Annotated in this window: 30 protein-coding genes; 7 read left to right on the top strand and 23 right to left on the bottom strand. The window is 38.7% G+C overall.

Annotated features, from left to right (window positions below; translation table 11 throughout):
* Window positions 1-48 precede the first annotated feature (48 nt).
* The gene (locus SHI21_RS06725) at window positions 49-828 is read left to right on the top strand and encodes an S-adenosylmethionine decarboxylase (protein ID WP_323575526.1); all 780 of its coding nucleotides are present in this window, start codon (window positions 49-51) and stop codon (window positions 826-828) included.
* 7 nt (window positions 829-835) lie between these two features.
* The gene (locus tag SHI21_RS06720) at window positions 836-1,867 is read left to right on the top strand and encodes a serine/threonine protein kinase (protein ID WP_323575525.1); all 1,032 of its coding nucleotides are present in this window, start codon (window positions 836-838) and stop codon (window positions 1,865-1,867) included.
* Here the strand turns inward: SHI21_RS06720 and SHI21_RS06715 are convergent, their stop codons facing one another.
* The 16 genes from SHI21_RS06715 to SHI21_RS06640 all read right to left on the bottom strand — a co-directional run bounded on the left by SHI21_RS06715 (window position 1,868) and on the right by SHI21_RS06640 (window position 12,288).
* Window positions 1,868-2,167 (bottom strand): hypothetical protein, encoded by a 300-nt coding sequence (locus tag SHI21_RS06715; protein ID WP_323575523.1) that lies wholly within the window; start codon window positions 2,165-2,167, stop codon window positions 1,868-1,870.
* 25 nt (window positions 2,168-2,192) lie between these two features.
* Window positions 2,193-2,531, bottom strand: a complete 339-nt coding sequence (locus tag SHI21_RS06710; RefSeq protein WP_323575521.1) for a hypothetical protein — start codon at window positions 2,529-2,531, stop codon at window positions 2,193-2,195.
* A 32-nt stretch (window positions 2,532-2,563) separates the two neighbouring features.
* The gene (locus SHI21_RS06705) at window positions 2,564-2,872 is read right to left on the bottom strand and encodes a hypothetical protein (protein WP_323575519.1); all 309 of its coding nucleotides are present in this window, start codon (window positions 2,870-2,872) and stop codon (window positions 2,564-2,566) included.
* 183 nt (window positions 2,873-3,055) lie between these two features.
* Window positions 3,056-3,391 carry a hypothetical protein gene (locus tag SHI21_RS06700; RefSeq protein WP_323575517.1) on the bottom strand — a complete coding sequence of 112 codons (336 nt, stop codon included), beginning with the start codon at window positions 3,389-3,391 and terminating at the stop codon, window positions 3,056-3,058.
* A 98-nt stretch (window positions 3,392-3,489) separates the two neighbouring features.
* Complete coding sequence (locus SHI21_RS06695) at window positions 3,490-4,284, bottom strand: DUF1295 domain-containing protein (RefSeq protein WP_323575516.1); 795 nt, start codon at window positions 4,282-4,284, stop codon at window positions 3,490-3,492.
* Complete coding sequence (locus SHI21_RS06690) at window positions 4,272-4,736, bottom strand: DUF2062 domain-containing protein (protein WP_323575515.1); 465 nt, start codon at window positions 4,734-4,736, stop codon at window positions 4,272-4,274. Before SHI21_RS06690 ends, SHI21_RS06695 begins: the two co-directional genes overlap by 13 nt.
* Window positions 4,736-5,794 (bottom strand): SAM-dependent methyltransferase, encoded by a 1,059-nt coding sequence (locus tag SHI21_RS06685; RefSeq protein ID WP_323575514.1) that lies wholly within the window; start codon window positions 5,792-5,794, stop codon window positions 4,736-4,738. Before SHI21_RS06685 ends, SHI21_RS06690 begins: the two co-directional genes overlap by 1 nt.
* 102 nt (window positions 5,795-5,896) lie before the next feature.
* Window positions 5,897-6,196, bottom strand: a complete 300-nt coding sequence (locus SHI21_RS06680) for a hypothetical protein (RefSeq protein WP_323575512.1) — start codon at window positions 6,194-6,196, stop codon at window positions 5,897-5,899.
* Between the two features lie 167 nt (window positions 6,197-6,363).
* A complete protein-coding gene (locus SHI21_RS06675; RefSeq protein WP_323575511.1) occupies window positions 6,364-6,684 on the bottom strand; it encodes a hypothetical protein in 321 nt (106 codons plus the stop codon).
* Between the two features lie 153 nt (window positions 6,685-6,837).
* Window positions 6,838-7,494, bottom strand: coding sequence for a GTP cyclohydrolase I FolE (gene folE, locus SHI21_RS06670; protein WP_323575510.1), 657 nt, complete (start codon window positions 7,492-7,494; stop codon window positions 6,838-6,840).
* An 8-nt stretch (window positions 7,495-7,502) separates the two neighbouring features.
* Complete coding sequence (locus tag SHI21_RS06665; RefSeq protein WP_323575509.1) at window positions 7,503-7,958, bottom strand: 6-pyruvoyl trahydropterin synthase family protein; 456 nt, start codon at window positions 7,956-7,958, stop codon at window positions 7,503-7,505.
* 17 nt (window positions 7,959-7,975) lie between these two features.
* A complete protein-coding gene (locus SHI21_RS06660) occupies window positions 7,976-8,953 on the bottom strand; it encodes a hypothetical protein (RefSeq protein WP_323575507.1) in 978 nt (325 codons plus the stop codon).
* Window positions 8,953-9,435, bottom strand: coding sequence for an FKBP-type peptidyl-prolyl cis-trans isomerase (locus tag SHI21_RS06655; RefSeq protein ID WP_323575505.1), 483 nt, complete (start codon window positions 9,433-9,435; stop codon window positions 8,953-8,955). The genes SHI21_RS06660 and SHI21_RS06655 overlap by 1 nt, the downstream gene beginning before the upstream one ends.
* Before the next feature lie 35 nt (window positions 9,436-9,470).
* The gene (locus SHI21_RS06650) at window positions 9,471-10,028 is read right to left on the bottom strand and encodes a peptidylprolyl isomerase (RefSeq protein ID WP_323575504.1); all 558 of its coding nucleotides are present in this window, start codon (window positions 10,026-10,028) and stop codon (window positions 9,471-9,473) included.
* 2 nt (window positions 10,029-10,030) lie between these two features.
* A complete protein-coding gene (locus SHI21_RS06645) occupies window positions 10,031-10,660 on the bottom strand; it encodes a 2-hydroxychromene-2-carboxylate isomerase (RefSeq protein WP_323575503.1) in 630 nt (209 codons plus the stop codon).
* A gap of 5 nt (window positions 10,661-10,665) precedes the next feature.
* Window positions 10,666-12,288 carry an ABC-F family ATP-binding cassette domain-containing protein gene (locus tag SHI21_RS06640; protein WP_323575502.1) on the bottom strand — a complete coding sequence of 541 codons (1,623 nt, stop codon included), beginning with the start codon at window positions 12,286-12,288 and terminating at the stop codon, window positions 10,666-10,668.
* A gap of 167 nt (window positions 12,289-12,455) precedes the next feature.
* Here SHI21_RS06640 and SHI21_RS06635 point away from each other — a divergent pair, with 167 nt between their 5' ends.
* The gene (locus SHI21_RS06635; RefSeq protein WP_323575501.1) at window positions 12,456-13,400 is read left to right on the top strand and encodes an HD-GYP domain-containing protein; all 945 of its coding nucleotides are present in this window, start codon (window positions 12,456-12,458) and stop codon (window positions 13,398-13,400) included.
* A gap of 10 nt (window positions 13,401-13,410) precedes the next feature.
* On the opposite strand, the gene SHI21_RS06630 is transcribed toward SHI21_RS06635, so the two are convergent.
* The 3 genes from SHI21_RS06630 to SHI21_RS06620 are packed head-to-tail and all read right to left on the bottom strand — an operon-like array spanning window position 13,411 to window position 16,539.
* Complete coding sequence (locus SHI21_RS06630) at window positions 13,411-16,110, bottom strand: SNF2-related protein (RefSeq protein WP_323575499.1); 2,700 nt, start codon at window positions 16,108-16,110, stop codon at window positions 13,411-13,413.
* A gap of 22 nt (window positions 16,111-16,132) precedes the next feature.
* Window positions 16,133-16,264, bottom strand: a complete 132-nt coding sequence (locus SHI21_RS06625) for a hypothetical protein (RefSeq protein ID WP_323575498.1) — start codon at window positions 16,262-16,264, stop codon at window positions 16,133-16,135.
* 2 nt (window positions 16,265-16,266) lie between these two features.
* The gene (locus SHI21_RS06620) at window positions 16,267-16,539 is read right to left on the bottom strand and encodes a hypothetical protein (RefSeq protein WP_323575497.1); all 273 of its coding nucleotides are present in this window, start codon (window positions 16,537-16,539) and stop codon (window positions 16,267-16,269) included.
* Window positions 16,540-16,754: 215 nt separating this feature from the next.
* Here SHI21_RS06620 and SHI21_RS06615 point away from each other — a divergent pair, with 215 nt between their 5' ends.
* From SHI21_RS06615 to SHI21_RS06605, 3 genes are read left to right on the top strand one after another with little or no spacing between them, the layout of a single operon-like run.
* Window positions 16,755-18,338 carry an ABC-F family ATP-binding cassette domain-containing protein gene (locus SHI21_RS06615; RefSeq protein ID WP_323575495.1) on the top strand — a complete coding sequence of 528 codons (1,584 nt, stop codon included), beginning with the start codon at window positions 16,755-16,757 and terminating at the stop codon, window positions 18,336-18,338.
* A gap of 1 nt (window position 18,339) precedes the next feature.
* Complete coding sequence (locus tag SHI21_RS06610) at window positions 18,340-18,843, top strand: GNAT family N-acetyltransferase (protein ID WP_323575493.1); 504 nt, start codon at window positions 18,340-18,342, stop codon at window positions 18,841-18,843.
* Window positions 18,844-18,883: 40 nt separating this feature from the next.
* On the top strand, window positions 18,884-19,615 hold the full coding sequence (locus tag SHI21_RS06605) for a YebC/PmpR family DNA-binding transcriptional regulator (RefSeq protein ID WP_323575491.1): 732 nt from the start codon (window positions 18,884-18,886) through the stop codon (window positions 19,613-19,615).
* A gap of 43 nt (window positions 19,616-19,658) precedes the next feature.
* Here SHI21_RS06605 and SHI21_RS06600 read toward each other — a convergent pair whose 3' ends face one another.
* A complete protein-coding gene (locus tag SHI21_RS06600) occupies window positions 19,659-20,015 on the bottom strand; it encodes a hypothetical protein (RefSeq protein WP_323575489.1) in 357 nt (118 codons plus the stop codon).
* A gap of 257 nt (window positions 20,016-20,272) precedes the next feature.
* Between SHI21_RS06600 and SHI21_RS06595 the strand changes: the two genes are divergently transcribed.
* Window positions 20,273-20,620 (top strand): hypothetical protein, encoded by a 348-nt coding sequence (locus SHI21_RS06595; RefSeq protein WP_323575488.1) that lies wholly within the window; start codon window positions 20,273-20,275, stop codon window positions 20,618-20,620.
* Here SHI21_RS06595 and SHI21_RS06590 read toward each other — a convergent pair.
* The 3 genes from SHI21_RS06590 to SHI21_RS06580 are packed head-to-tail and all read right to left on the bottom strand — an operon-like array spanning window position 20,613 to window position 23,672.
* Entirely contained in the window at window positions 20,613-21,050 is a 438-nt protein-coding gene (locus SHI21_RS06590; RefSeq protein ID WP_323575487.1) for a hypothetical protein, read from the bottom strand. The two genes, SHI21_RS06595 and SHI21_RS06590, sit on opposite strands and share 8 nt — an antisense overlap.
* The gene (locus SHI21_RS06585; protein ID WP_323575486.1) at window positions 21,050-22,291 is read right to left on the bottom strand and encodes a metallopeptidase TldD-related protein; all 1,242 of its coding nucleotides are present in this window, start codon (window positions 22,289-22,291) and stop codon (window positions 21,050-21,052) included. Before SHI21_RS06585 ends, SHI21_RS06590 begins: the two co-directional genes overlap by 1 nt.
* Window positions 22,292-22,307: 16 nt before the next feature.
* Window positions 22,308-23,672, bottom strand: coding sequence for a TldD/PmbA family protein (locus tag SHI21_RS06580; RefSeq protein ID WP_323575485.1), 1,365 nt, complete (start codon window positions 23,670-23,672; stop codon window positions 22,308-22,310).
* Window positions 23,673-23,683 lie beyond the last annotated feature (11 nt).

The following is a 23,683-nucleotide window of genomic DNA, read 5'->3' as shown; positions in this document are numbered from 1 at the left end:
TCGTGAAATTTAATTACGCAATACTTTTTTGATAGGAAAATTGGTCTTATGTTTCAATCTAAAATCGCACCTTCTGAAAAAATTAAAATCTCTGGATTCAACAATCTGACGAAGATTTTAAGCTTCAACCTTTACGACTTTTGTATTGCTCTAAATGACGAGCAAAAGGCACAGTACGTAAATTACATTCACGATAAATATAACGCTAATAGAATCGCTGAAATCTCAAAGAAGATTGTAGAAATCATCGAAGCTAATATTCTTGCCGTTTCTGTTCAGGACTATGATCCGGTTGGAGCTTCAACAATGGTGCTTATGTCTGACATTAAGGGTGGCGGAGAGCCGATCCCTTCTGTTCAGGTAAGTGCTCACTTAGATAAATCACACATCACTGCTCACACATACCCAGATGCTGCTGATCCAGATGGGATCTGCTCATTCAGAGTAGACATCGACGTAGCAACTTGTGGAGAAATTATTCCATTAAACGCAATCAACTATCTATTCGAATCTTTCGAATGTGACGTTGTATACGTAGACTACGTTGTTCGTGGTTACGCTCGTACAGAAAATGGGAAGAAGATTTACAACGATCAACCATTCAACTCAATCCAGGATTTCATTAAGCCAGAAATCAAAGCTGAATTCATTTACTCTGCAGACATCAACATGCCTCAAAGTAATATCTGGCAATCAAAGTTCATGGTAAAACCAAAAGGTCCTGAAAATTACCTTCTGAATCAATCAGATGTTAATCACCCGGATGTTCCAAAGAAAATGGAACTTCTGAATAAAGAGATGCTTGAAGTTTACCATATGATTCACTAGGAGCTTCGTGACTACAAACCTTTGGGGCACAAATGCCACACAATTTTTCTTCGAACTAAACCCGGATTTGGTTTTAGATACGGTTGAAAAATTAGGCTTTAGAACCACTGGAAGAGTCATGGCCATGAACTCGATGGAAAATCGCGTTTATGAAGTGGAAATTGAAAGTGATTCAGACAATCCAAGCGACCATTCAAAAATCATAAAATTTTATCGTCCTGGCAGATGGACTAAGCAGCAGATCCAAGAGGAGCACGACTTCTTATTGGATCTGACTGAATTTGAAGTTCCGGTGATCGCACCAATTCAGTTTGAAGAGAAAACGCTCTTCACTCTTCCCGATCCTGAGCTTTACTACACGCTCTTCCCGAAACAAGGTGGACGCGCTCCCGATGAATTCACGACAGAAGAAATGGAACAAGTAGGACGCCTGCTTGCTCGTCTTCACAATGTCGGTTCAATGAAGAATGCTCCTCACCGATTAACCATCAATCCTGAAGTCTATTTGAAATCCAATCTGGATTATCTGATCGGACAAAAAATCGTTCCCGCTCATTACGAGCTTAGTTACAAAACTGTACTAGAGACGATTTATAATCTTACGAAAGACTCATTTAAAAATGTAACGAACATTCGCATTCACGGTGACTGTCATCTTGGAAATATTTTAAAACGTGGCGATGTTTTCAATTTAATCGACTTCGACGATATGGTCATGGGTCCTGCTGTTCAGGATATGTGGCTACTTCTTCCTGGTCGCGATGAATACGCAGACAATTTAAGAAATACTCTTTTAGAAGGTTACACTTCGATGAGGGATTTTAATTATGAAGAGCTTCGTTTAACAGAAGTTTTAAGAACACTACGAATGATTAATTACTCGGCGTGGATTGCAAAACGTTTTGATGACCCAGCTTTTAAGAATGCATTTCCATTCTTTGAGTCCCCTTCTTATTGGGAAGGACAAATCAATGACCTTCGAGAGCAGATCTATTATCTAGAGCAGCTCTCAAGGCCATCGTCATATGATGAATACTAATTACTTTAAAAGATCCGAAGCTTCATTCATTAATAAATCGACAGCTTCATTTTGAGACATCTCTGGTTGAATCTCTAAAACATTTCTTACTGCATCAGCAAGCTCTGGAGATAAAGTTCCAGAATTATAATATTCTAAACCATCGTTAGCAATAAATTCAGCTTTACGAAGAGCTCCTGTATACGAAGTCATTGAACCTGAAGTCAATGCAACTGATCCCACTGCAACTAAAGCGGCCGCATGAGTTTGAGTCGAAACGACTGAAGAAATAAGTGTTAAAGCGATTAAAAACATTTTCATAAAATTCCTTTGGTGTAGTTAATTTTTAATTTAAAAGTGCTGCTGCTTGGTTCATGATTGAATCAACTGCTTCATCATCAGACATGTCTTGCTCTTCTTGAAGTTGCTCAACTTTACTTCCAATTAGAATCCCCATATCACCTGTTTGATAATACTCTTGTCCTTCTTTCATAATTTGAAGTGCTTCTTTATGAACATTTGTATCCGATGAAAGCATAGTTGATAGAGCGGTTGTTCCAACAAAAGGAAGCAATGGAGAGAATGTAACTGCTGCCGTATTTGCAGAGAATGCATCGCTATTTGCATAAGCTTGCGCTGAAACAATTGAAGCCATTAGAGAAAGTGTAATTAAAATTGTTTTCATTTTTTGTCCTTGTTAGTTAACGTTATTAAAAGTTAGTTTAAAATTTCTTGAGCTGTTTTCATTAATGTATCGACTGCTTCGTTCTCAGACATATCTTCTTCTTCCTGAAGTTCCTCGACTCTTTTTGAGATGAGAATCCCCTTTTTTCCTGTTTGATAATATTCATGACCTTCTTTAAGGATCGCCTGCGCCTCTTTCATGATCGCATCACCTTGGGTCGTCATTGTAGATAGTATCGTTCCAGCAGTAGGGGCAACCGTTGTACTTAGAAGTGGGTTTTCAGGTGCCGCATGAACTGAAGTTGATAAAACGGCAGCAAGCATGATGATAAGCTTCTTCATAAACATCCTTTGAGGTTGTCGTGAGTAATAATGAGTCATCATGGCATTTCTAGAGTTCAGAACAATATAAAGTGTAGGATTTATAAGGGGGTGTCTAAAGTTTAGACAGAGAGAAATGGTTTTTAGAATAAAAAAAAGGCCTCCGAATGGAAGCCTTTATATAGGAAAGATAAAAAATTAAGACTAGTAAAGTTCTAACGTACGGTGAGCGAAATCAACTAAGATATCAACAGCTTCATCATCAGAAATGTCACCAGCAGTTTCTTTTAATTCCTTAACTGAAGTTGCTAGGAACTCAGACATTTTTCCAGATGCGTAGTAGTCCTGAGCATCTAAAACGATTTGCTCTGAACGCTTACAAACCATAATTTGGCATTCTTTTCCTGAACTCGTCATTCCACCAATTGTAGATAATCCCAATGATGCTGAAATATAAGTACCTGCAATAGCTTCTAGAGCGTTTGCTTGAAATGAAATTGTCGTAGTCATAAGTGCACACATAATTGCTAATTTTTTCATATATAATCCTTGTCTGAAGTGTTGATGGTTATTCATACCTCAACCAGAAAAAAATTGAAGAAAACGTGTAATATGTACACAATTAAAGCAAGAGTGAATTAGCTCTGTTTAGGGAACCACGGGATGAACATCGAAGTTTTCCTCTGATAGGCACGATACTCTTCTCCACGAGTCTTAAGAGACTGCTCTTCTGAAGGAGGTACGCCTGTAACCTTAAGTAGTAAAAGCAATATAATAACCGCTGAATAAGCACCCCAAAAAACTCCAGAGCCAATCATAAAGATGAAGAATCCCCACCATATATTACTCTCAAAAAAGTAGTTAGGGTGACGTGAGTATTTCCATAAACCAATATTGCAAGTCTTCCCCATTTCCGGGCGACTTTGAGAGAGCTTTTTGAACTCGCTCATTTGATGATCGGCCACGGCCTCTCCGCAAACAGCAACTAGCCAATAAATAGCGCCCGCTATTTCAAAAGCACTGATAGACTCAGTCGTATTTCTAAAAACAAAAATGAAAGGAAGAGTTAAGACAGAGACACTGATGGCCTGATAAAAATAAAACAGAAGGAAGCGTGATTTAAATTTTTCTTTATATTCAGACCTTAAATGTTTATAACGGGTATCCTCATCAGGATGATGGCCATAGATTCTTTTAGTTAAAAAATACCCTAAGCGACAACTCCATAATCCAATCATTGCAAGTAGAAGAATCTTTCTCGTCGCAAAACCATCAGAGAAAATATAAAAGATAATGGCCTGAAGTAAAAAGCAAAAGGCCCATACAGCATCAACTAATCCAAAGTTATTAACCTTAACGGCCCATAACCAGCTGAGAAACATCACAACAATAGTCACGGCCAATGCCAGTCCAAAAAGTGCTAACCATTCCATGCGGCACGTCTCCCTTTAAACTTCACAATTGATTTTAAGATGATTGGATAAAAAATAAAATAAAGTACGAGTGCTAAAAATCCCCAGACAAAAAGAGCATAGAAGCCAATCAATCCGTACTTCATAAGAAAGACTGAAGGAGACTCTTTAAATTGAGCGTAGATTAAATCCGGGCGCACGGGAGTGTCCCCAACATCAAAGATCAACCCTACGATTTTGATGTAAACAGGAATCATAATGATCTGAACCGGATACATCAAATAATTCACCGTTTGAGTCACTACATGATTGAGCTTCATCTTGGTCGCTGTCAGGGCCGCGAGTAATGTCGCTGTTCCTAAAAAAGGAATAATACCAATAATCACTCCAGTCATTACACTTTGAGCAAGCTTCTCTGGGGTGACTCCCATTTTAATCTGCTCAACAATCACTGTTTTAACTTTTTTAAACATTATTTTTTCTTCGTCATAAGATAGTGAGTCACTCCCCACTCTTTTCCGTCATTGTATTTAAACAATTCCGAACATGACATGAAAAACACTCTCCAACGGTTGTACCAGATAACTTCAGAGCCTTCGCCATAAGTCTTCTTAAACATCGAGAGCACTTGTGCTTTTTCCTGATCAGTATTATCTAACCATGCTTCAAGAGTTTTGCTGTAATGATCTCCATTCCAATCCCATTTCTTTTCAACCACTAGGTCGTTATTGAATAGATCAAATAGATCTCGAGAAGGCATTTGCCCGCCTGAGAAAAAGTATTTTCCCATCCAGTTGTCTTCACCTTCTGTTTCAAAGAAGTATGGTGTTTCTTTGTGAGTAAAAATATGGATAAAAAATTTCCCATCGTCTTTAATTGAAGGTGCGAGAGATTTAAAAAACAATTCATAGTTTCTTAAATGCTCCATCATCTCGATACTCATCACGCGGTCAAATTTCTCAGTACCAAAATCATAATTACTTTCTAATCCTAGATCACGTGTTAATACCGTCAGGTTCTCTAACCCACGAGAGATGGCCTGGTTATCAATATACTCTTTTTGAGTTTTGGAGTTTGAAACAGCAACAATTTTTGAATTAGGGAAACGTCTGGCAAGCTCTAATGAAAGAGATCCCCATCCACAACCTAATTCTAAAACACGCATGCCATCCTGAACTTGAGCATGCTCAATTGAAAGATCAAGAGCTTTTTGTTCAGCTTCTTCCAAAGTCTTTGTGTCTTGGTCCCAATAACAAGAACTGTATTTTTTATGACGGCCTAAGCTTAAATCATAGAAGGCCGTAGGAACTTCATAATGCTGCTTATTCGCCTCATTCGTCATGATAGCGAGTGGTGATAGCTTTAATTTTTTTGCGTAATTTTTAAGGTATTGAGGGTCGTTGGCGGTCTCTCGAAAACTTTCATGCAGTCTCGCTTTCACAAGCGATCTGATTCCAACTCTTGTGATCGGATCAGGCATGTAACCATTTTCTAAAACTTTGATGAAATTCTTAACAAGTAGTTCGTTCATTTAAAACCCCCCTAAACTTCAAATAGTATAGGTTTAGGGGGTTGATTCTACAAATTGATTCGTCTTAGACAAGTCAACCTAACGTTAGACAATGACTAATCATTAGTTTCCTAGGATTGCTCCTGCTTCGTTCATTAATCCATCTACAATTTCATACTCAGATAGCTCTGGATGAGTCGCTTTTGTGTTACGAACTAATTCTTCTAACGATAATGACATATCTCCATTCATTAAAAACTCTTGCCCATCAGCGTAGACCTGCGCCACTTTGTTATGTTCTGACATATAAAGTGATCCATATGCCAATGTAGTTGCTAGATACGATCCTGCGATGGCCGCGGCCTTTGCTTGAAAAGAAAAAACTGTTGATAAGATAGCTGCTAATACTAAAAACTTTTTCATAATTCATCCTTTTAAAAGAGTCTGTTGTTGTTAAATGCAACATAGCTCATTAAAAAAAATAATTAAGCCTTTTATATTTTTTTCAAATCATTTCAGCTTGCTGTAGTCAGCAAGCAAAAAAAAAGCGCGATTCTAAGATCGCGCTTTTAAATTATAGAATTTAATTTTTACTCTAGAATAGAAACAGCTTTTTCAATTAACAGATCGACAGCTTCAGCCGTTGATAAATCATCTGATTGAGCTTGAAGGCTTTCTACGCTTTGTTTTAGGTATGGAGCTAGTTGACCTGTTAGAGCGTACTCTTCTCCGTCAGCTATGATTTGTCGTGCTTCTTTACTCAAACTCCATCCACTCGATATCATTCCAGTTCCGTAAGTCGTAACTGCTGTCGATACAATCGGAGCTCCTGCAATTTGAGCAGACATGCTTCTAGCATGTGCTGATACAGATGAGACAATAAGGGCCATCATTACTATCACTTTTTTCATAAATACTCCGTTGTTGTATTAGATAACTACGTTACATTTAGCATGCTGATAAAAAATGTGAGGATTGTTGGAAAAAATTACTCTAGATAATGTTTTGAAATATAAAATTACAACAGCTCTTTAGAATAGTCTTTCCAAAGAGCTGTATTAAATTTAGTAGATAACTTCTTGAGCTCTAGGAATCGTATTCAAGAACTCAGCACGATGACATGTATCCTGCTTAAACGCTCCTGAAAGCTTCGATGTTCTCGTCATAGACGTCACATCTTTAATCCCACGAGTCTTCACACACGCATGCATTGCATCTGTTACAACTGCTACATCATCAGTTTCAAGTATATTTACCAGGGCCTGGTGAATCTGAAGCGTTAAGCGCTCCTGGATCTGAGGTCTCTTGGCAAAGTAGTCTACGATACGGTTAAGTTTTGATAGACCTAAAACTTTATTTTTCGGGATGTAAGCAATGTGTGTTTTCCCGATAATTGGAACAAAGTGGTGCTCACAGTGAGAGTTCGTCACGATGTTCACTTCGATAACCGCATGGTCATAATCAAACTTGTTTTCAACGATTGTAATCTTTGGAAATTTTTCCACTTCAAGACCATAGAAAATTTCGTCTACATACATCTTAGCCACTCTGTGAGGAGTTTCTCTTAACGAGTCGTCAGTCAGGTCAAGGCCTAACGTATTCATGATCTCAGTGAACAGTGCTGTGATCTTTACTTTCTTTTCATCGTTAGTTAATCCCGTCTCAACTTGTGGAGTCGGTGTTACTTTTTTTAATATCGCTTTTGGGTCAATCATTGTCATAAAAATTCCTATACAGCAGTAAATCCGTTTTTATCTTCTTCATAAATCCCAGAGTTCTTTTCGTTTTCTCTGGTTTCAACTCTAAAGCAGTAAACGCGCCCTTGAGTGTGCTTATTTAAATACTCATTCATTTTCTCATGCAAAAACTTTGAAGTCCCTTCCATGCCAACACTTGGAAGAACTCGAAGCATGATGATTCCTTTTTTATCCATCTCTTCAAATAACGGAAGTTCGGGATCATCTTGGTTTGCCAAAAATGTATGATCGAAAGTGTGGTCTAAGAATTTTTTAAATTCTTTGAATCCACCGAAGTCCATAACCCATCCCTTGTTATCAAGAGACGATGCTTTAAACCAGAACATGAACTCACGAGAGTATCCATGAACATATTTGCAGTGACCTTCGTCTCTCCATTGGCGGTGAGTACAGGGAAAGCCCGTAAATTTTTTAGTTGAGATGTACATTGGTTGAAACCTTGTAACTAGCTTTTAAATTCAAGTGTTTGATATGTACCATCGAAGTCGATGACATACAAGACACCATGAATTTTAGACTCGTTTTCATAGGTAACTGGAAGGTTTTGGGCCTTCATCAAGGTATCAAGAAGATTCCTTTGGTGATTGATTTGAACCAATCCCATCAAATGAGTCTCTGTAGTTGTCAGGCAACCCGAGCTCGGAATCATTGGAAAATGCGGGGTAAAAGGATTTTTGTTGATGGTTCCTGTTCCATGAATTCGAAGCAGGCTGCGACCAAGCTCACGGGCCACCACGCATTGTTGCCACCATGATTTTTTGTAGTGAGATGTCGGTAGCATTTGTTTAATTTTCTCTTCACCCTCTGACTGAGAAATGAAGTTCACGATAAGTCGTCTAAACTTCCCAAACTCAGCGTGCTGGTTGGCCTCAGGCATGACTGAATCAACAGTGAAGACTCCACAGGGAGTTGTTCCGTTAGAATGGTTAAATGGCAGCCCTCTCCCCGATACACCGAGAATTGGAATCGACCATACACTTCCATTTAGATTGTGAACAAAGCGATTGTACGAATCCTTTACAAAAATCTTTCCTGGTTTATGTCTGCCTTCTCTGAAAATGGCGAACATTGAGAGTTCATGGTTTTTGTAATTGAGAATTTCCTGAACATCATCGTGCTTTAAAACTTCGCCCTTCTTCGCTTTTAAAAAAAGCTCATACTCTTCCGGATAGAAACTCGTAAGGTTCGTGAAGAAATAATGATCAAGTTGTTTTTTATAGCTGAATAAATGAAAGATTTGCGATGGAAGTAAACTAGTGATGTCGAGTGTGTTGATGAAAGAGTCGATGTCGTCGTTGAGACTGTACATCATTAGGGACTCTTCGAAATTCAAATTGTCCCAATCAAGGTCCTGCGGAAAAACATAAGACTTACCTTCTTTATTTCCGAAAAGATAAGGAAGGTAAGTCTTAAGATAATTCATTAGTGGTGGTGTCCGCCTTCTCCGTGAACGTGTCCATGAGCGATTTCTTCAGCTGAAGCATCTCTGATTGACTTGATCGTTACGTCGAAGTGAAGCTCTACGCCTGCAAGAGGGTGGTTCCCGTCTACAGTTACGTTGTCGCCATCGATTTTCGTTACAGAAACAACAAGTTCACCTTGCTCAGTTTCTACTTCGAATTGCATTCCGATTTCTAGTGCTTCAGTTGACTCGAATTGTGCGCGAGGTACTGTTTGGCATAGAGAATCGTTTCTTTCTCCGTATCCGTCTTTTGCGTCGATTTTAACTTTAATGTTGTCGCCAGCTTTTTTACCTTCAAGTTCTTTTTCAAGTCCTGGAATTAAATTACCAATCCCTTGGATATAAGTAAGTGGACCATGGCTTTCAGATGAATCGATCATCGCGCCTTTTGAGTCTGTTAGTTTATAGTCGATTGCTACGACTTTGTTTTTTTGAACTTGCATAAAATCCCCGTCTATTTTTTGTTGCGACTAACCTATCACTTCTTTTTGATGATGTCTAAAATAACTACTGGTTCTGTTGGAACGTCTTCATACATCCCGCGAGACCCTGTTTTTACCATCTTAATCTTGTTCACAATCGGCATTCCGCTTGTCACTTTCCCGAAAACTGCGTACCCAAACCCTTGGTCTGAGGCATCACGGTGATCAAGGAATGCGTTATCGTTTACATTGATGAAGAATTGAGCTGTCGCGCTATCTACAACGTTAGTTCTTGCCATAGCAAGAGTTCCCGCTTCGTTTTTAAGACCGTTAGCTGCTTCGTTCTTAATTCCGGCACCAACTGACTTTTCCTTCATATCTTTATCAAAACCACCACCCTGGATCATGAAGTTATTGATCACTCGGTGAAAGATAGTCCCTTTGTAGTGACCTTTTTCAACGTAGCTTAGGAAGTTTTTTACAGAGATTGGAGCTTTGTCTTCGAAAAGTTCAGCTTCGATATCCCCTTTATTCGTTTTAATAGTGATTTTTGGGTTAGCAGCAAAAGCGCTAACTGAAGAAAGTAACATTAATGATACTAGTAACGATTTCATTTTTACCTCGGTGTAAATTTAGCGATAAATTGTTGGTACATTTCTCTATCTAACGGATCCATTCCATTTAAATACATTTCTAAATACTTTGTCGAATCATAACCCCAGAACATTTCACCGTCGACGACAAAACTAGGAACACCGAAGAGTTCTCTTTGAAGAGCGCGCTCAACATTGCTCTTAAGCTCAATGCGGGCATTCTTACTTTCCATTTTTTCGATTAATTCATCACTGTAGAGATTCTTTTCTTTTAAGATCTCTTTTAAAACATCATCACTTCCAATATCTAATCCGTGCTCCCATCCTGCTCTGTAGATGACATCAATGATTTCTTTTTGCTTGTCACCTGCCGTGCCGATCAGGGCCAGTCTAAGTGCATACAGCGAATTAAATGGTAAATTTTTGGGAGTGGTAAAAGGAATATTATTCATCTTCGTTGCACGAAGCAGGTCTTTAAAAAGGTAGTTCCTCTTCGGCTCGATTTGCGCCGGACCTTTAGTATCATAAGAAGCAATGATCGTGGCCATACTGACCGGGTAATACTCAAACTCGTAAGGTTGAGATCTTACCCATGTCCATGCCAGGTATGAGTACGGAGAGAGAAAATCAAAGTAAAATTCAATTTTCTTCATAATTTTTATCCTTCTTCTTTTTTCTTATCAACATAGTATTGGAAGTTTGTATCGAAGACTCTGATTCCACCTTTATCAACTTCGAATACGCGATTCGATAGTCCATGTAAAAAGTGTCTATCATGGGATACGTACATAACTGTTCCATCAAATGTCTTTAAGGCATTTAATAATACGTCACGAGATTTTAGATCCAAATGGTTGGTAGGTTCATCGAGAATTAAAAGATTGTTGTTAGAAGACATTAATGTCGCCAGAACAACTCTCGATTTTTCTCCACCTGAGAGAACTTTAATTTTCTTTTCAACATCATCACCGCGGAATAAAAACGCCGCTAAAAGGTTTCTGATATATCCGTTTGAAGCATGAGGAAGTCTGTTTGAGATTTCATCAAGCACTGTATTTTCTGGGTTTAGTAAATCAAGTGAGAATTGTGAGAAGTATCCAACTTGAATTGATGGACCAACTGAACACTCTCCACCACTGGCCTCAGTTAAATTACAAATAACTTTCAGAAGCGTCGACTTACCGGCACCGTTGACTCCGACAACTGCAATTTTGTCCTGACGATTTACCGTCGCAGTTAATCCAGAGAAGATCTTGTGAAGAGTTCCATCATCACGAGTCCAGTTCTTAGCAAGTTCTTTCATCATAACAACATCGTTACTTCCACGAGGTGGAGTTGGAAACGAGAAGTCCATAACGATATCTTCAGGTGGAAGTTCCACTCTTTCAATTTTATCAATTTTCTTTACGCGGGATTGTACCTGAGCAGCGTGGCTGGCACGTGCTGCGAACTTCGCGATAAACTCTTCTTCTTTTTGTAGCATTGCTTGTTGAGACTCATATTGAGCAACTTGCTGAACTTTTCTGATCTCTTTTTCTTTTTCGTAGTAGTCGTAGTCACCTGTATAAGTTGTGATCTGCTTGTTTGCTACTTCGATAATACGATTTACAATTCCGTTCATGAAGTCACGGTCATGGGAAGTCATAAGGACAGCGCCCTTATAATCTTTTAACCACTGCTCAAGCCACACGATACTTTCTAAGTCGAGGTAGTTGGTAGGTTCATCCATTAACATAACGTCTGGTTGTTGAATCAGAACTTTTGCAAGCGCAATTCTCATTCTCCATCCACCAGAGAATAATCCAACATCTCTATCGTGGTCGTAAGGCATAACTCCTAGACCCGTAATAATTTCTTTTGCTCTTACATCGAGATCGTATCCACCAAGTTTTTCGAACTCAGTTTGATAATCTCCTAACTCGATTAATACTTTTTCCATTTCATCTGGATCAAGATCGTTTTCAAGTTTTGTTTCAATCACTCTCATCTTTTGAGCAAGCTCAGAAGCTTTTGCACTTCCGCTCATAACTTCTTCAATAACTGTGCGTCCTTTCATCTCTCCAATATTCTGAGAGAAATAAGCAACACGAATTTTTTCCGGAACAGTGATCGATCCGCCATCAAAACCTTCCTCTTTCATCAAAACGCGAAAGACAGTCGTTTTACCAGCACCGTTAGGGCCAACTAAACCAACTTTATCTCCTGGGCGTAAAATGAATGAAGCGTTCTCATAAAGAATTTGTCCGCCATAGTGTTTTGAAACGTTATTGAAACTGATCATAATCGTGCTCTTTCCTCTAAAAAATTTGACTCACTTTACCCCAATTCGCAAAGCTTAACAACGAATGACGCTAACCTCAGGGCCTAATAAGTGCTTTACTCTGGTAATATTCTTAAATAGTCGAAAATCCAAATTGTAATTTTTCCTTTTTTCTCTAAAATACTCATATGGAATTCACTCCCCTTCGTATCACTACAGTCAAACCTCTAAGAGAACTTACGTTCGACTTGTATATTCATTTTAAAGAGCAATACCTTTGTTACGCAAAACGTGGCGAGCAACTAAGTGAAGAAAAGTTTTTAAAACTAAAAGCACAGAAAATTGCCAAGTTCTTTATCACTGAAGGTGATGAATCAAATTACCAAAAATTTCTCGACGCTCTCTTGGATGAAACACTTTCAAATCCCAAAGTTGATATTGAAGAAAAAGTTTCTATGGCCGAAGGTGCTGCTGAATCTGCAGTTGAAAGAATGCAAAAAGACCCGGGAAGTGAAAGTGCTTACCGCGCGACTGAAAAGGCCGCAAAAAGTATGCGCCAGGTAATCTTAAACAACCCTGATGCGCTTAAAAAAATCTTTGGAAAAAAAGCAGATAAAAGTGAAGAAGTTATTAAACACTCACTAAATGTTTGTGCTTTATCAGTAAAACTTGCCGAAATATTAAAATGCTCAGAAAAAGAAATGGATGATATCGGTACGGCCGCTCTTATCCACGATATTGGTATGACCAATATGAGTAAAGCTGATATGGAGCTTTTTTATAAACCTAAAAAGCTTTTAAGCAATGATGATAAACGCGTTTATTACATGCATACAAAAGACGCAGCCTCTCTTTTAAAAGACAAAGCATACGTGACTCCGGCCATCCTTGAACTAGTGAGCAATCATGAAGAAGTTCTCAGTGGATTAGGTCCGAATAAAAAGAAAAAGCTCTCTCTTTCAGAGGAGATTTTATCTTTAGTGAATAACTACGATAAACGAACTATTACCAATAAAACATCACCTGCCCAGACTTTAAAAGACATGATGATTGATGAACTTGGTAATTATGACTTGAAACTTTTAAATGAATTCAAGAAAGTCCTCCATACTGAAGGACTGCTTCTCGAATAGTTTTGTTTTTTTAGAAAATTACTCTCAATGAATCCATTACAACTTCAGCTTCTTCATAACACTTCGACAGGATTTCGATCTGCTCAGTGATTGAATCAATCTCTTCCGGGCGAACCACTGGATTGACTGCTTTCAGTTTTAATAGACGAGTTTTTTCACGATCTAAATGCTCGATCATGTTTTGCTTATACTTTTTCTTTAGTTCAACTGCCTCAAGAAGAGCATGTTGATGAGCTGCCTGAAGAACTTTTTGAACAGCGGCCTTCGGAAGTCCTTTTGCCTTTCTCACTGTCTCTTGATCAGCGCCAGTGATTCTTTCGTCAATATCAGACTTATCAAATTTCGCACTCAAGTTCTCACCTGTGCTATCCACTAAGATACGAATTGGAGTTGGCGGGAAAAATCTCTCGGGACTCAAGCTCTTTGGAGCGACAACCTGAAGTTTGAAATACGTTTCAATGTAAGTTTTAGTCTGTCCTGATTTTTTTCTCATCATGACACTCATGTTTCCAAAAGTGTTACTCAAAATTAAATCAATCACCCCCACAACCATCGGGTGATCCCATGTTAAAAACTCAACGTCTTCACGTCTTAGGGCAGTCTTTCTGTCATAGGTAATTCTCACTCCGTCCACCGGGAGATTAGGGAAATAAGGCACGTACATATTGTCACTTGGTCTGATGAAATACACTTCATCATCAAGGTCTTCAATATCAACACCAAGCTCTTGAAATACATTATTCATGTAATTGATGAGGTTCGTTTCTTCATCAAATTTGCGAACTTCATCCACTAATTTTTTAGCAACGTCCTCTTTGAAAGAATTGAGTTCAACTAAAATATCACGCCCTTCTTCAAGTTTATGAGTCACTGTCTTAAATTCTTTAGCTGTTGTTTCTAAAAAATCCTGAAGAACTTGTGGGTCTTTAAAACATAATTCTGGTTTATTTAAAAACTCTTCCAGTAGACCCTGAAGTTGTTGATGAACAATGCTCGCCCCTTTTGCAGAGTGAACAAAGGCATCCATTCCAGTATTAAACCACTGGTATAAAATTTCATCATATGAACTCATGATATATGGAACATGAAGGTGAATATCACTGTCTTGTCCGATACGATCCAGACGACCAATACGTTGCTCTAAAAGGTCCGGGTACATTGGCAGGTCAAATAAAACTAAGTGGTGAGCAAACTCAAAGTTTCTCCCCTCACTTCCTACTTCCGTACATAAAAGAATGTCTGCTCCTTCCGGATCAGCAAAATAAGCGGCCTGACGATCGCGGGCCACAAATGACAGTCCCGAGTGGAAAGCAGCAACGTTCATACCTGGAAAACGATCTTTTAATAAAGTCTCCAGACACATAACTTTGGTTTTTGATTTTGTGATTAAAAGAATTTTCTCACCGATGTGGCGACCTAAGAATTCAGTTAACCAATCCAGCTTCATGTCGAAACTTGGGCCTATAGTCTCTTCGTCTTCTAGACCAAGGTACAATGTTTTTTTACTTTCTAGCGGATAAGCGTGCAGGATTCTCTTTGGGAAAAAAGAAAAGTGCTTGCTCATTCTGTTTCTTGTATTTCTAAAGAAGATTCTTCCTGGCCCGTGGAGATCTTGAAGCTCAGCAAGCCTTGCCTCGCTCTCAGCTCCACCCTTTTTCAGAAGCTCGCGCGCTTGTGCTGCCACTTCTTCATAGTGAGTTGTCTCTTCTAAAAATTTTGGATAATCAAAAAAGCGATCCGGATCAAGAAGTTTTAAACGAGCAAAATGTCCTTCCATTCCTAACTGCTCTGGTGTCGCCGTTAGAAGTAATAAACCTTTTGATCTCTTTGCGATCATCTGAACAATTTTATATTCAGTTGAAACGTGCTCCTGGCTCCATTTTAACTGATGGGCCTCATCGACAACCATGATATCCCATAGTGCTTCCTTCATCAGGTTGCGGGCCATCTCAGCACCTTTTAATAGACCAATATTCACAATGACAAAGTCATTTTCAGTAAATGGATTTGTCCCCGGTTCAAGATGTGTTTCCTGATTCATTGTCACAAAAGAAAGATTGAACTTTCTTAGCATTTCAATAAACCACTGATACACCAATGAGTCTGGAACTAAAATAAGCGCGCGCTTGACTCTCTCAGATAAAATAAGCTGATGAAGAGCAAGACCCGCTTCAATTGTTTTTCCTAAACCAACTTCGTCAGCAAGAAGAACTCTTGGAATCGGTCGATCCACAATTTGTTCAGCTACATAAAACTGGTGAGGGATTAAATTCATTCTTCCACCAACAAAACCACGCACTGGTGATTGAGTCAGACGGTTTTTATTCCATAGTGTTTGAAATCTTAGTTCAAATAATCCCGGTGAATCCACGCTGCCATTAAACAGGCGGTCTTCTGGTTTATTGAAACTTAATGAATCAGAAAGTTCACGTTCATCGAACACTTGATCCGCGCTTCTGTAAGCGGCAAGGCCATCGTTATCAATCACATCATCAATCGTCAGCTTTTGTCCGGATCTCAAAGTGACTTCATCACCTGAAGAAAAAACCACACGCTTAATCGGTGCGCCTTTTGATCCATAAACTCTTTCTGTCTTTGCTGCTAAAAATGATATTTTGACGGTCTTGGATTCTACATGAACGAGAATACCAAGCCCTAATTCTGGCTCCGTCTCACTCATGAAACGTTGGCCGGGAACGAGACTCTTCACTATTAATGTCCTTTTTATTTACTTAGCTGTTAATTTTATAAAGTGCTACAGCAAGTCCAATGATAATCATACCTACAATGATGTAAATACGTTTTTTTCCTAAGGCAATTTCTTCTGATGTTAGGGAATGTCTACGCGCGCTTTTTTTGCTCATGATTAGTGAACTCCGAAAATATTCTTAATAAAATCTCTTACTCCATTAGACGACTTTATTTTATATAGGTCAAAAGCATATGAATCGTTGTGAGAGAAATTCTCGGCCTCTACAAAAGGATCAAACTCGGAATCTTCGTCAATATTAGACTCAGACTTAAGCTTAGAGATCATATCGTTGTTATCTTTCACGATTTGGCGAGCGCGCTCGACTGCGATTCGGGCAGCTTCGTATTTTGGCAGGAATTCCTGTGTGGTAGCGTTTTCGTTTTCCATTTTTCTCCTTTCTCAAGCCGGTTTTACAACCCAGCGAGTCGATAAAAATAATGTAGTTATTTAGTCTTACTCCCCCAAAACATCATTCGTAAACGAAAGAATCCCTAAAATTATGCTGGGGCGCCCCAACAAGGCGAAATATCGAACGAATATCCCCTGACTTTTCCTCTCATTTACGCTACAAGAAACTACGAATTAAAATGAGGAATTGAATTATGATTATTTGCCAGAACGTCGGCCTGAGATACGGTGCTAGAAAACTATTTGATGAAGTAGATATTAAATTTACTCCAGGAAACTGTTACGGATTAATTGGTGCTAACGGCGCGGGAAAATCTACGTTCCTTAAAATTTTATCTGGTGAAATTCCAAGTTCATCAGGACATGTTTTCATCACTCCGGGACAACGTCTTTCAATCCTTAAACAGGATCACTTTTTATACGAAGACATTGAAGTTCTAAAACTTGTTATCATGGGTAACAAAAAACTTTTAGAAATCATGGAAGAAAAAGACGCTCTATACGCTAAAGAAGATTTCTCGGATGCAGACGGCCTTCGTGCTGCTGATCTTGAAGCTGAATTTGGTGAGATGAACGGATGGGAAGCTGAATCTGAAGCAGCGACACTTCTATCAGGTCTTGGAATCAAAGAAGAACTTCTTACTAAAAAAATGGCAGAACTAAACGGTGGAGAAAAAGTAAAAGTACTTTTAGCGAGTGCACTTTTTGGTAAACCAGATATTCTTTTACTGGATGAGCCTACCAACCATTTGGATATGAAAGCGATCCATTGGTTAGAAAACTTTTTATCTACATTTGAAAACACAGTTATCGTTGTTTCCCATGACCGTCACTTCTTGAATAAAGTGTGTACTCACATGGCCGACATCGACTTCGGTAAAATTAAAATTTACCCAGGTAACTACGACTTCTGGTACCAGTCTTCTCAACTTGCTATGACTTTAAAGTCTAACCAAAACAAAAAGACTGAAGAAAAAATGCAAGAGCTTAAAGATTTCATCGCACGCTTCTCAGCGAACGCTTCGAAATCGAAACAGGCCACTTCTAGACAAAAGACTCTTGATAAAATTACCCTTGAAGATATTCAACCATCGACAAGAAAATATCCATTCGTTCATTTCAAAGCGAAAAAAGAAATTGGTAAAGACGTTCTTACAGTTGAGAAACTATCTAAGTCTGTTGATGGAAAAGTTATGTTTAAAAACGTTTCTTTCCAGGTAAGAAAAACGGATAAGATCGTTCTTCTTGGAACAGATCAACAGTGTGGCGCTCTTATGGACGTGCTTGCTGGAAAAGATAAGCCGGATGCTGGACAGATTAACTGGGGTGTAACAGCTCAGAGATCATACTTCCCTGCTGACAACACTGAATTCTTCATTGAAGGAAAATACAACCTGGTAGACTGGCTAAGAGACTTCTCTGAAGACAAAGACGAATCTTTCGTCCGCGGATTCTTAGGACGTATGTTATTTACGGGTGAAGAAAGTCAGAAGAAGACCAACGTATTATCCGGTGGTGAAAAAGTTCGTATGATGCTTTCTAAAATGATGTTAGAAGCTCCGAACGTTTTAATCATGGATGGTCCTACTAACCACCTTGACCTTGAAAGTATTACTTCGGTGAACGAAGGGCTTAAAAAATACGACTCAACTTTAATTTTCTCATGTCATGACCATGAATTCGTACAGACGGTTGCCAATAGAATTATTGATATCCAACCTGACGGAACAATCATCGACGTTGAAAAATCATTTGATGAATACTTAGGACTACAATAATTTGAAAGAAGACTTTTTTGAGATTCGACAGATTCTTCCTGAAGACAAGATCCCACTGCAAGTGGGACTTCAGATGCTTTCTCCCGAATCAATCAGGCAGAGATTTTTTGCCAGCAAAAAAGAATTTACTGAAAATGAACTGAAGTTCCTCACTGAAGTTGATCAAATTAATCACCTTGCCTACGTTGCTGTTCACCATCTGGATGGAAAACTTCTTCCAGGTGGAGTGATCAGAGCAATTAAAGACAGCCAACGCCCGACTTATGCTGAAATTGGTATTACTATCGTTGATAGTTACCAGGGAAAAGGTCTCGGGATTCAATTATTTAATACAATTTCTGACCGCGCTCTTCAGGTGGGACTCACTCATTTTTATGGTCAATACCACACTAGTAATCTGAAAATGACTAAGCTACTGGAGAAGTTTGCTAAGACCCGTGCGCCTCTTTTTCTAAAACATACAGGCGACGGTTTTATTTATTTTGAAGCTCCATTAAAAAACTGATAAACTTTTAACCATACAATTTAATTCAACAGGAAGACTCATGGGACGTAAGTGGAATAACATCAAAGAGAAAAAAGGTGACCAGGATAAGATCCGCTCTCTAATGTATACAAAATGCCTTCGCGAAGTAACTAAGGCCGTTAAAAACGGTGGTGAAGAAATCGAAAGTAACTTCATGCTGAGAATTGCCTTAGAAAAATCTAGAAAATACAACGTTCCCAAAGACAACATTGATCGTGCGATCAAAAAAGGTCTAGGAAACGAAGACGAAGGATACTCAGATATTGCTTACGAAGGATACGGCCCGAATGGCGTAGCGATCTTCGTTGAAGCCTCTACAAACAACGGAACAAGAACTGTAGCAAACGTTCGTAACTTCTTTAACAAGTGCGGCGGATCTCTGGGGACAACTGGTTGTCTTCAATTCGTATTCGAGCGCAAAGCTGTATTTGAAATCCCACAAAAAGACCTGGTTGAAGATGACTTCACTCTGGATATGATTGATGCTGGAGCTGATGATGTCGTTTTAGAAGACGGGTTCTTCACTGTGACAGGGCCGATGGAAGCATTCGGGCCAATCCAAACTAAACTTGATGAACTAAAGATCACTGCTGATGAAGCTGGTCTAGAGCGCGTTCCTCTTACTTTAAAAGAGATTGATAAAGATACGTTTAAAATCGTAACTAAGTTAGTTGATCTCCTTGAAGGTGATGATGACGTGACTAAGGTTTACCACAACGTTAAATACGACGACTCTTTCGCTGAAGCATAGAAATAAAAAAGGCCATCTTGAAGATGGCCTTTTTTTTTGTTCATTATTTTAAAACAGGTCTAGCGATACTAAGTTCTTTAAATGTAGATGAGTCTTCACCTAAAATAATTCCTACTAAACCATTTTTTGCTTCATTCTGTTGTGCCATTGTATGTGCACCAATTGAAAGTCCTTTCAAGTCATCTCCAAGATAGATGTACATAGTCTCAGACTTTTTCTCATAATATAATTCGAAGTTGCCTTCTACTCCACCGAATAATCCTGTTTCGATTTCATCCATTTTAGTCACTTCTGAAATCTTGCATGAGTCACCTGAAAACGTGCAGTGAAACGTATATGGAGTAACTGCGAAAACTTGTACTGAGAACATTACTGAACACACTATAGCTAAAAATTTCATAAATCCTCCTTGAATTTTTTTGAGAGCTTCTCAAATTATAGAGAGCAGGATCTGATTGGCCATTTGATTCCCCTGACTTTATTAAACAGTACTCTTTCAGACAGGAACTCCCTTACCCCATAAATTTGAGGCACCCTTTTTGGGATTATCTGCGAAATGGATATAAGGAATTAGCTACTTAGGAGTATTCCTTTCTAAATTTGAGACCCGTGATATTCTGGGCCAAGTTAAAAACCTATCAGGATTCAAAGATGATCATGGGCAAGCTACTAGTCATTCTCTTAACTTTCTTCCTGTTTCAATCTCCTCTATCTGCCAATGATAATCTCGACACCGATCCATTAAGCAATATCAAAGTTTCCAAACAAGACATTATAACAAGTATGGAGGCCCTGAAGAAACAAGGCAAAATTTCTGAAGCTGATTTTCAAAAAGCAAAAAAAGAACTGGAGGCGATGAGTGATTCCCAAGTGAACTCAATTACCGACACAGCAGTAGATGTTGTGAGAAAAGATCCGGATGCAGCAGTTGGATTATTAAAAGGAGCAAAGATAGATTCCAACGAAGTTAAAAAACAAGTCGATAGTGTTTCAAAACCTAAATAGATAGTTCTTCAATCATATCAATTTTATCTTCAACCAAAAGGGTGTTAAAGCGCAGGCTCGTAAGACTTCTTACGAGCCCGTCATAACTTAACTTTCCATTCTCTAATCTTTTAGTCATGAGTAAGGCCACGCCTTGAGACTCTAAAAATTGCACAATTTCGGGATTGTCTCTGACTTCATCATCTGGAGCGATGATCATGGTATTGCGTCTGAAACGGTCTGTAAGGATGTTCCAGGTGCTGTCTAGATCGTGAAGGCTCATGACAGCTAAACGTAAGGGCTGCTTTCTGATATCGAAGTTTTCATCGTCGACCATAAAAGAGTCTTTCGTTGCGAGTTTCTTTTTATCAAAAATCAGACAGTCGACACTTGCTCTCAGCTTTTGAGTTTCTTCGTACGTACTGTCTGGTTTTAGTTTGATGATTTCCATTAATTTACGCTTACATCCATTTCAGTGAAGATTGATGGATGTTGATAGTCTTTTTGAAATCCATCTCTGGCGATTTCGATCAAGCGGCTATTAAACATATCATTCGTTGTTGTATTCACTGTTAGCTGAGGAAGGCGTCCAATGATCTCCCCTTTTTGAACCAGATAAGACAATTGTAAGGGAGTTGAGTAGTCTCCCTTATCTGTGAAGTCCCCACCGTGTCCCATAAAGACGACGATACAGTTATCAAGCGAGTTTAAAATTTCCTGCGTTGATCTCTTCCCTGCTCCCACAACCAAAGAGTTAAAACTCATTGTTATGGCCGAATCAAAAGAGCGTCTTCCGTTACCAGTTGCCTCTACACCATACTTTTTAGCATTGCGAAGATCGGCAATCACATTCTTCATTTCTCCATTTTCGATCAATGGAAGTTTTACCAATTTTCGAACGACTCCTTCTTCATCAAACTTGCGATAAATTCCATGCTCTGGGGAGTAGTTCACATCGTACAAAGAAAAATCTTTACTGAAAATCTGTTGACCTAATTTTCCACTGTAAAGAGCAGAACCTTCGCAGTATTTATCAGCAAGAAAAGACTCTGAAAGTTTTGAAGTCAGTTCACTTTCTAAAAAAAGTACCGGGTACTTTCCATTCTGGAATTTAATTTCGTTATTATAAGCTTCCAGATAAGGAATATTCTTATTAAGAACATCATCAATATCATTCAAGGCAAGAATTCTTGAGCGTCCTTGAAAATATCCATCCATCAAATTGGGAGATCCTACTTTTTTGAAAAGATAATACCACTCATTAGCAGCGAATTTCTTTTCAAGTGTCACCCCCTCACTATTCGTTAATGTCGCTGAATGGATTTCACGGCTGAACTTACCATTAAAAACGAACTGGTTTGAAAAACCTCTAAGACGCTCCTGAGTTTTTTCAATTTCGTCTACGATCTTACTTAAAGGTGCGTTTAAACTCTCTTCATCAATGACACTCATCTTTTGAAAAGATGGAAGTTCATAGCTGTAAGGAATTCCTACAGTCTTTGCCCCTTGCGCTTTTTTTAACAGGTCACCGTCACTAATATCACCAACAAATGAAGTCGTATAAATTTTATTCTCTTCAAAAAGGCGAACACCTTTTTTAGTAATATTTTTACTTCGCGAAGAATTAATGTTCCCTGCGATGACTTCAATACTTAAGGACTCTTCTGTCGTTTTTAAAATATCATATTTCATTTTTTAATCCTTGTTTTTAACTAACTTGCATTCCACTAACTAAGATAGAAGGTCCACCATCAGCAACTGGAAGTGGAGACTGCTCCATTTTTCCGCATCCACCGAAAGCTGAACTCTCCAGGTGAAAATCATCACCGCAAGCTTCAATCATCTTTAATGTTTCAAAAACTGATCCGGAAAGAACTGAAACTCTCACTGGTTCTGCAATTTTTCCATCTTTAATTCGATAAGCTCTATTGGGTGCAATCGTAAAAGTACTTCCGCCTGAACCATGCTTAAAGTTGTAGAAGTAAATTCCACCTTCTGCTCTTTTTAACAATTCATTAAAAGAAACATTTCCACCTTCAATATAAGTTGAAGTCATACGTACGATAGGCTCAAACTCAAAATTCATTGCTCTGGCATTTCCAGTCGCTTTTTCTTCCAACACGTTCGCTGTATGAGTTGAATGTAAACGGCCTGTCAGGACACCGTCTTTAATCAGGTAAGTTTTTTGGGCCAGTGTTCCTTCATCATCAATTGGGCAATACCCAGAAGTGTTATCATGCATACCTGTATCGACGATTGATAAACACGTGGCTCCGATTGTACTTCCAATTTTCCACTCTTTCGTTGCTTCGGGGTCTCCCATCATAAAGTCTGCTTCTGACTTATGGCCAAACGATTCATGAGTAAATACACCTGTGATCTCAGGAGAAAGGACAACTTTATACTTACCCGGAGTGATTGTTTCAGCTCCAAGGAAGCGTTGAGACTCAATAAAGAAATCCAGAATATCTTTTTCAAGGTTATGAAGTTTTTTGAAATCAGTTACATGAACTCTAAACCAGTCATCAACCAGCTCCTCATCTTTTTTCAGGACAGCACTAAAACCAAACCCTGCCTGATTAAAGTCATAAGAGAATTCTGTTCCAACTGAAGACTTATAAAACTTCTCTTTATAAATGTCCGTATAGTGAATTCCAGATTCTTTTAAATTATCAATCTTCTTGATCAAAGGAAGATAGCTCTCCCCTAGTTTTACTTTTGTCTCTAATGGGATTTTTGAAAAAGCATCTGCCGCTTTATTAATTAAATGATGAACCCCATTGTTTTCCGGAACAACGTAAGTGTTCGATGATTTTTTTCCGGCATTGGCCTGGTCAATAAGTTTATTGATTTCACCTTCTAGATTAGTGATTGCTGTTGTTGAAGCATAAAACCATGAGCCATGGTGATGAACTCTGACAAATGCCCCAAGAACTGGTTTTTCTGCTGCCGAAACCAACTCTCCATTTCTGAATAAAAAGCTACTGGATTGAGTACGCTCAATTCTCACATCCACAAAATGGCACGGGAATTTTTTTAGATCTAAGTGATCTAAAATGTTTTTAAGATCCATGGAGGTCTCCT

It is taken from the genome of Bacteriovorax sp. PP10, assembly GCF_035013165.1.
Classification (GTDB): Bacteria; Bdellovibrionota; Bacteriovoracia; order Bacteriovoracales; family Bacteriovoracaceae; genus Bacteriovorax; species Bacteriovorax antarcticus.
This window is presented reverse-complemented; position numbering and strand designations above follow the sequence as displayed.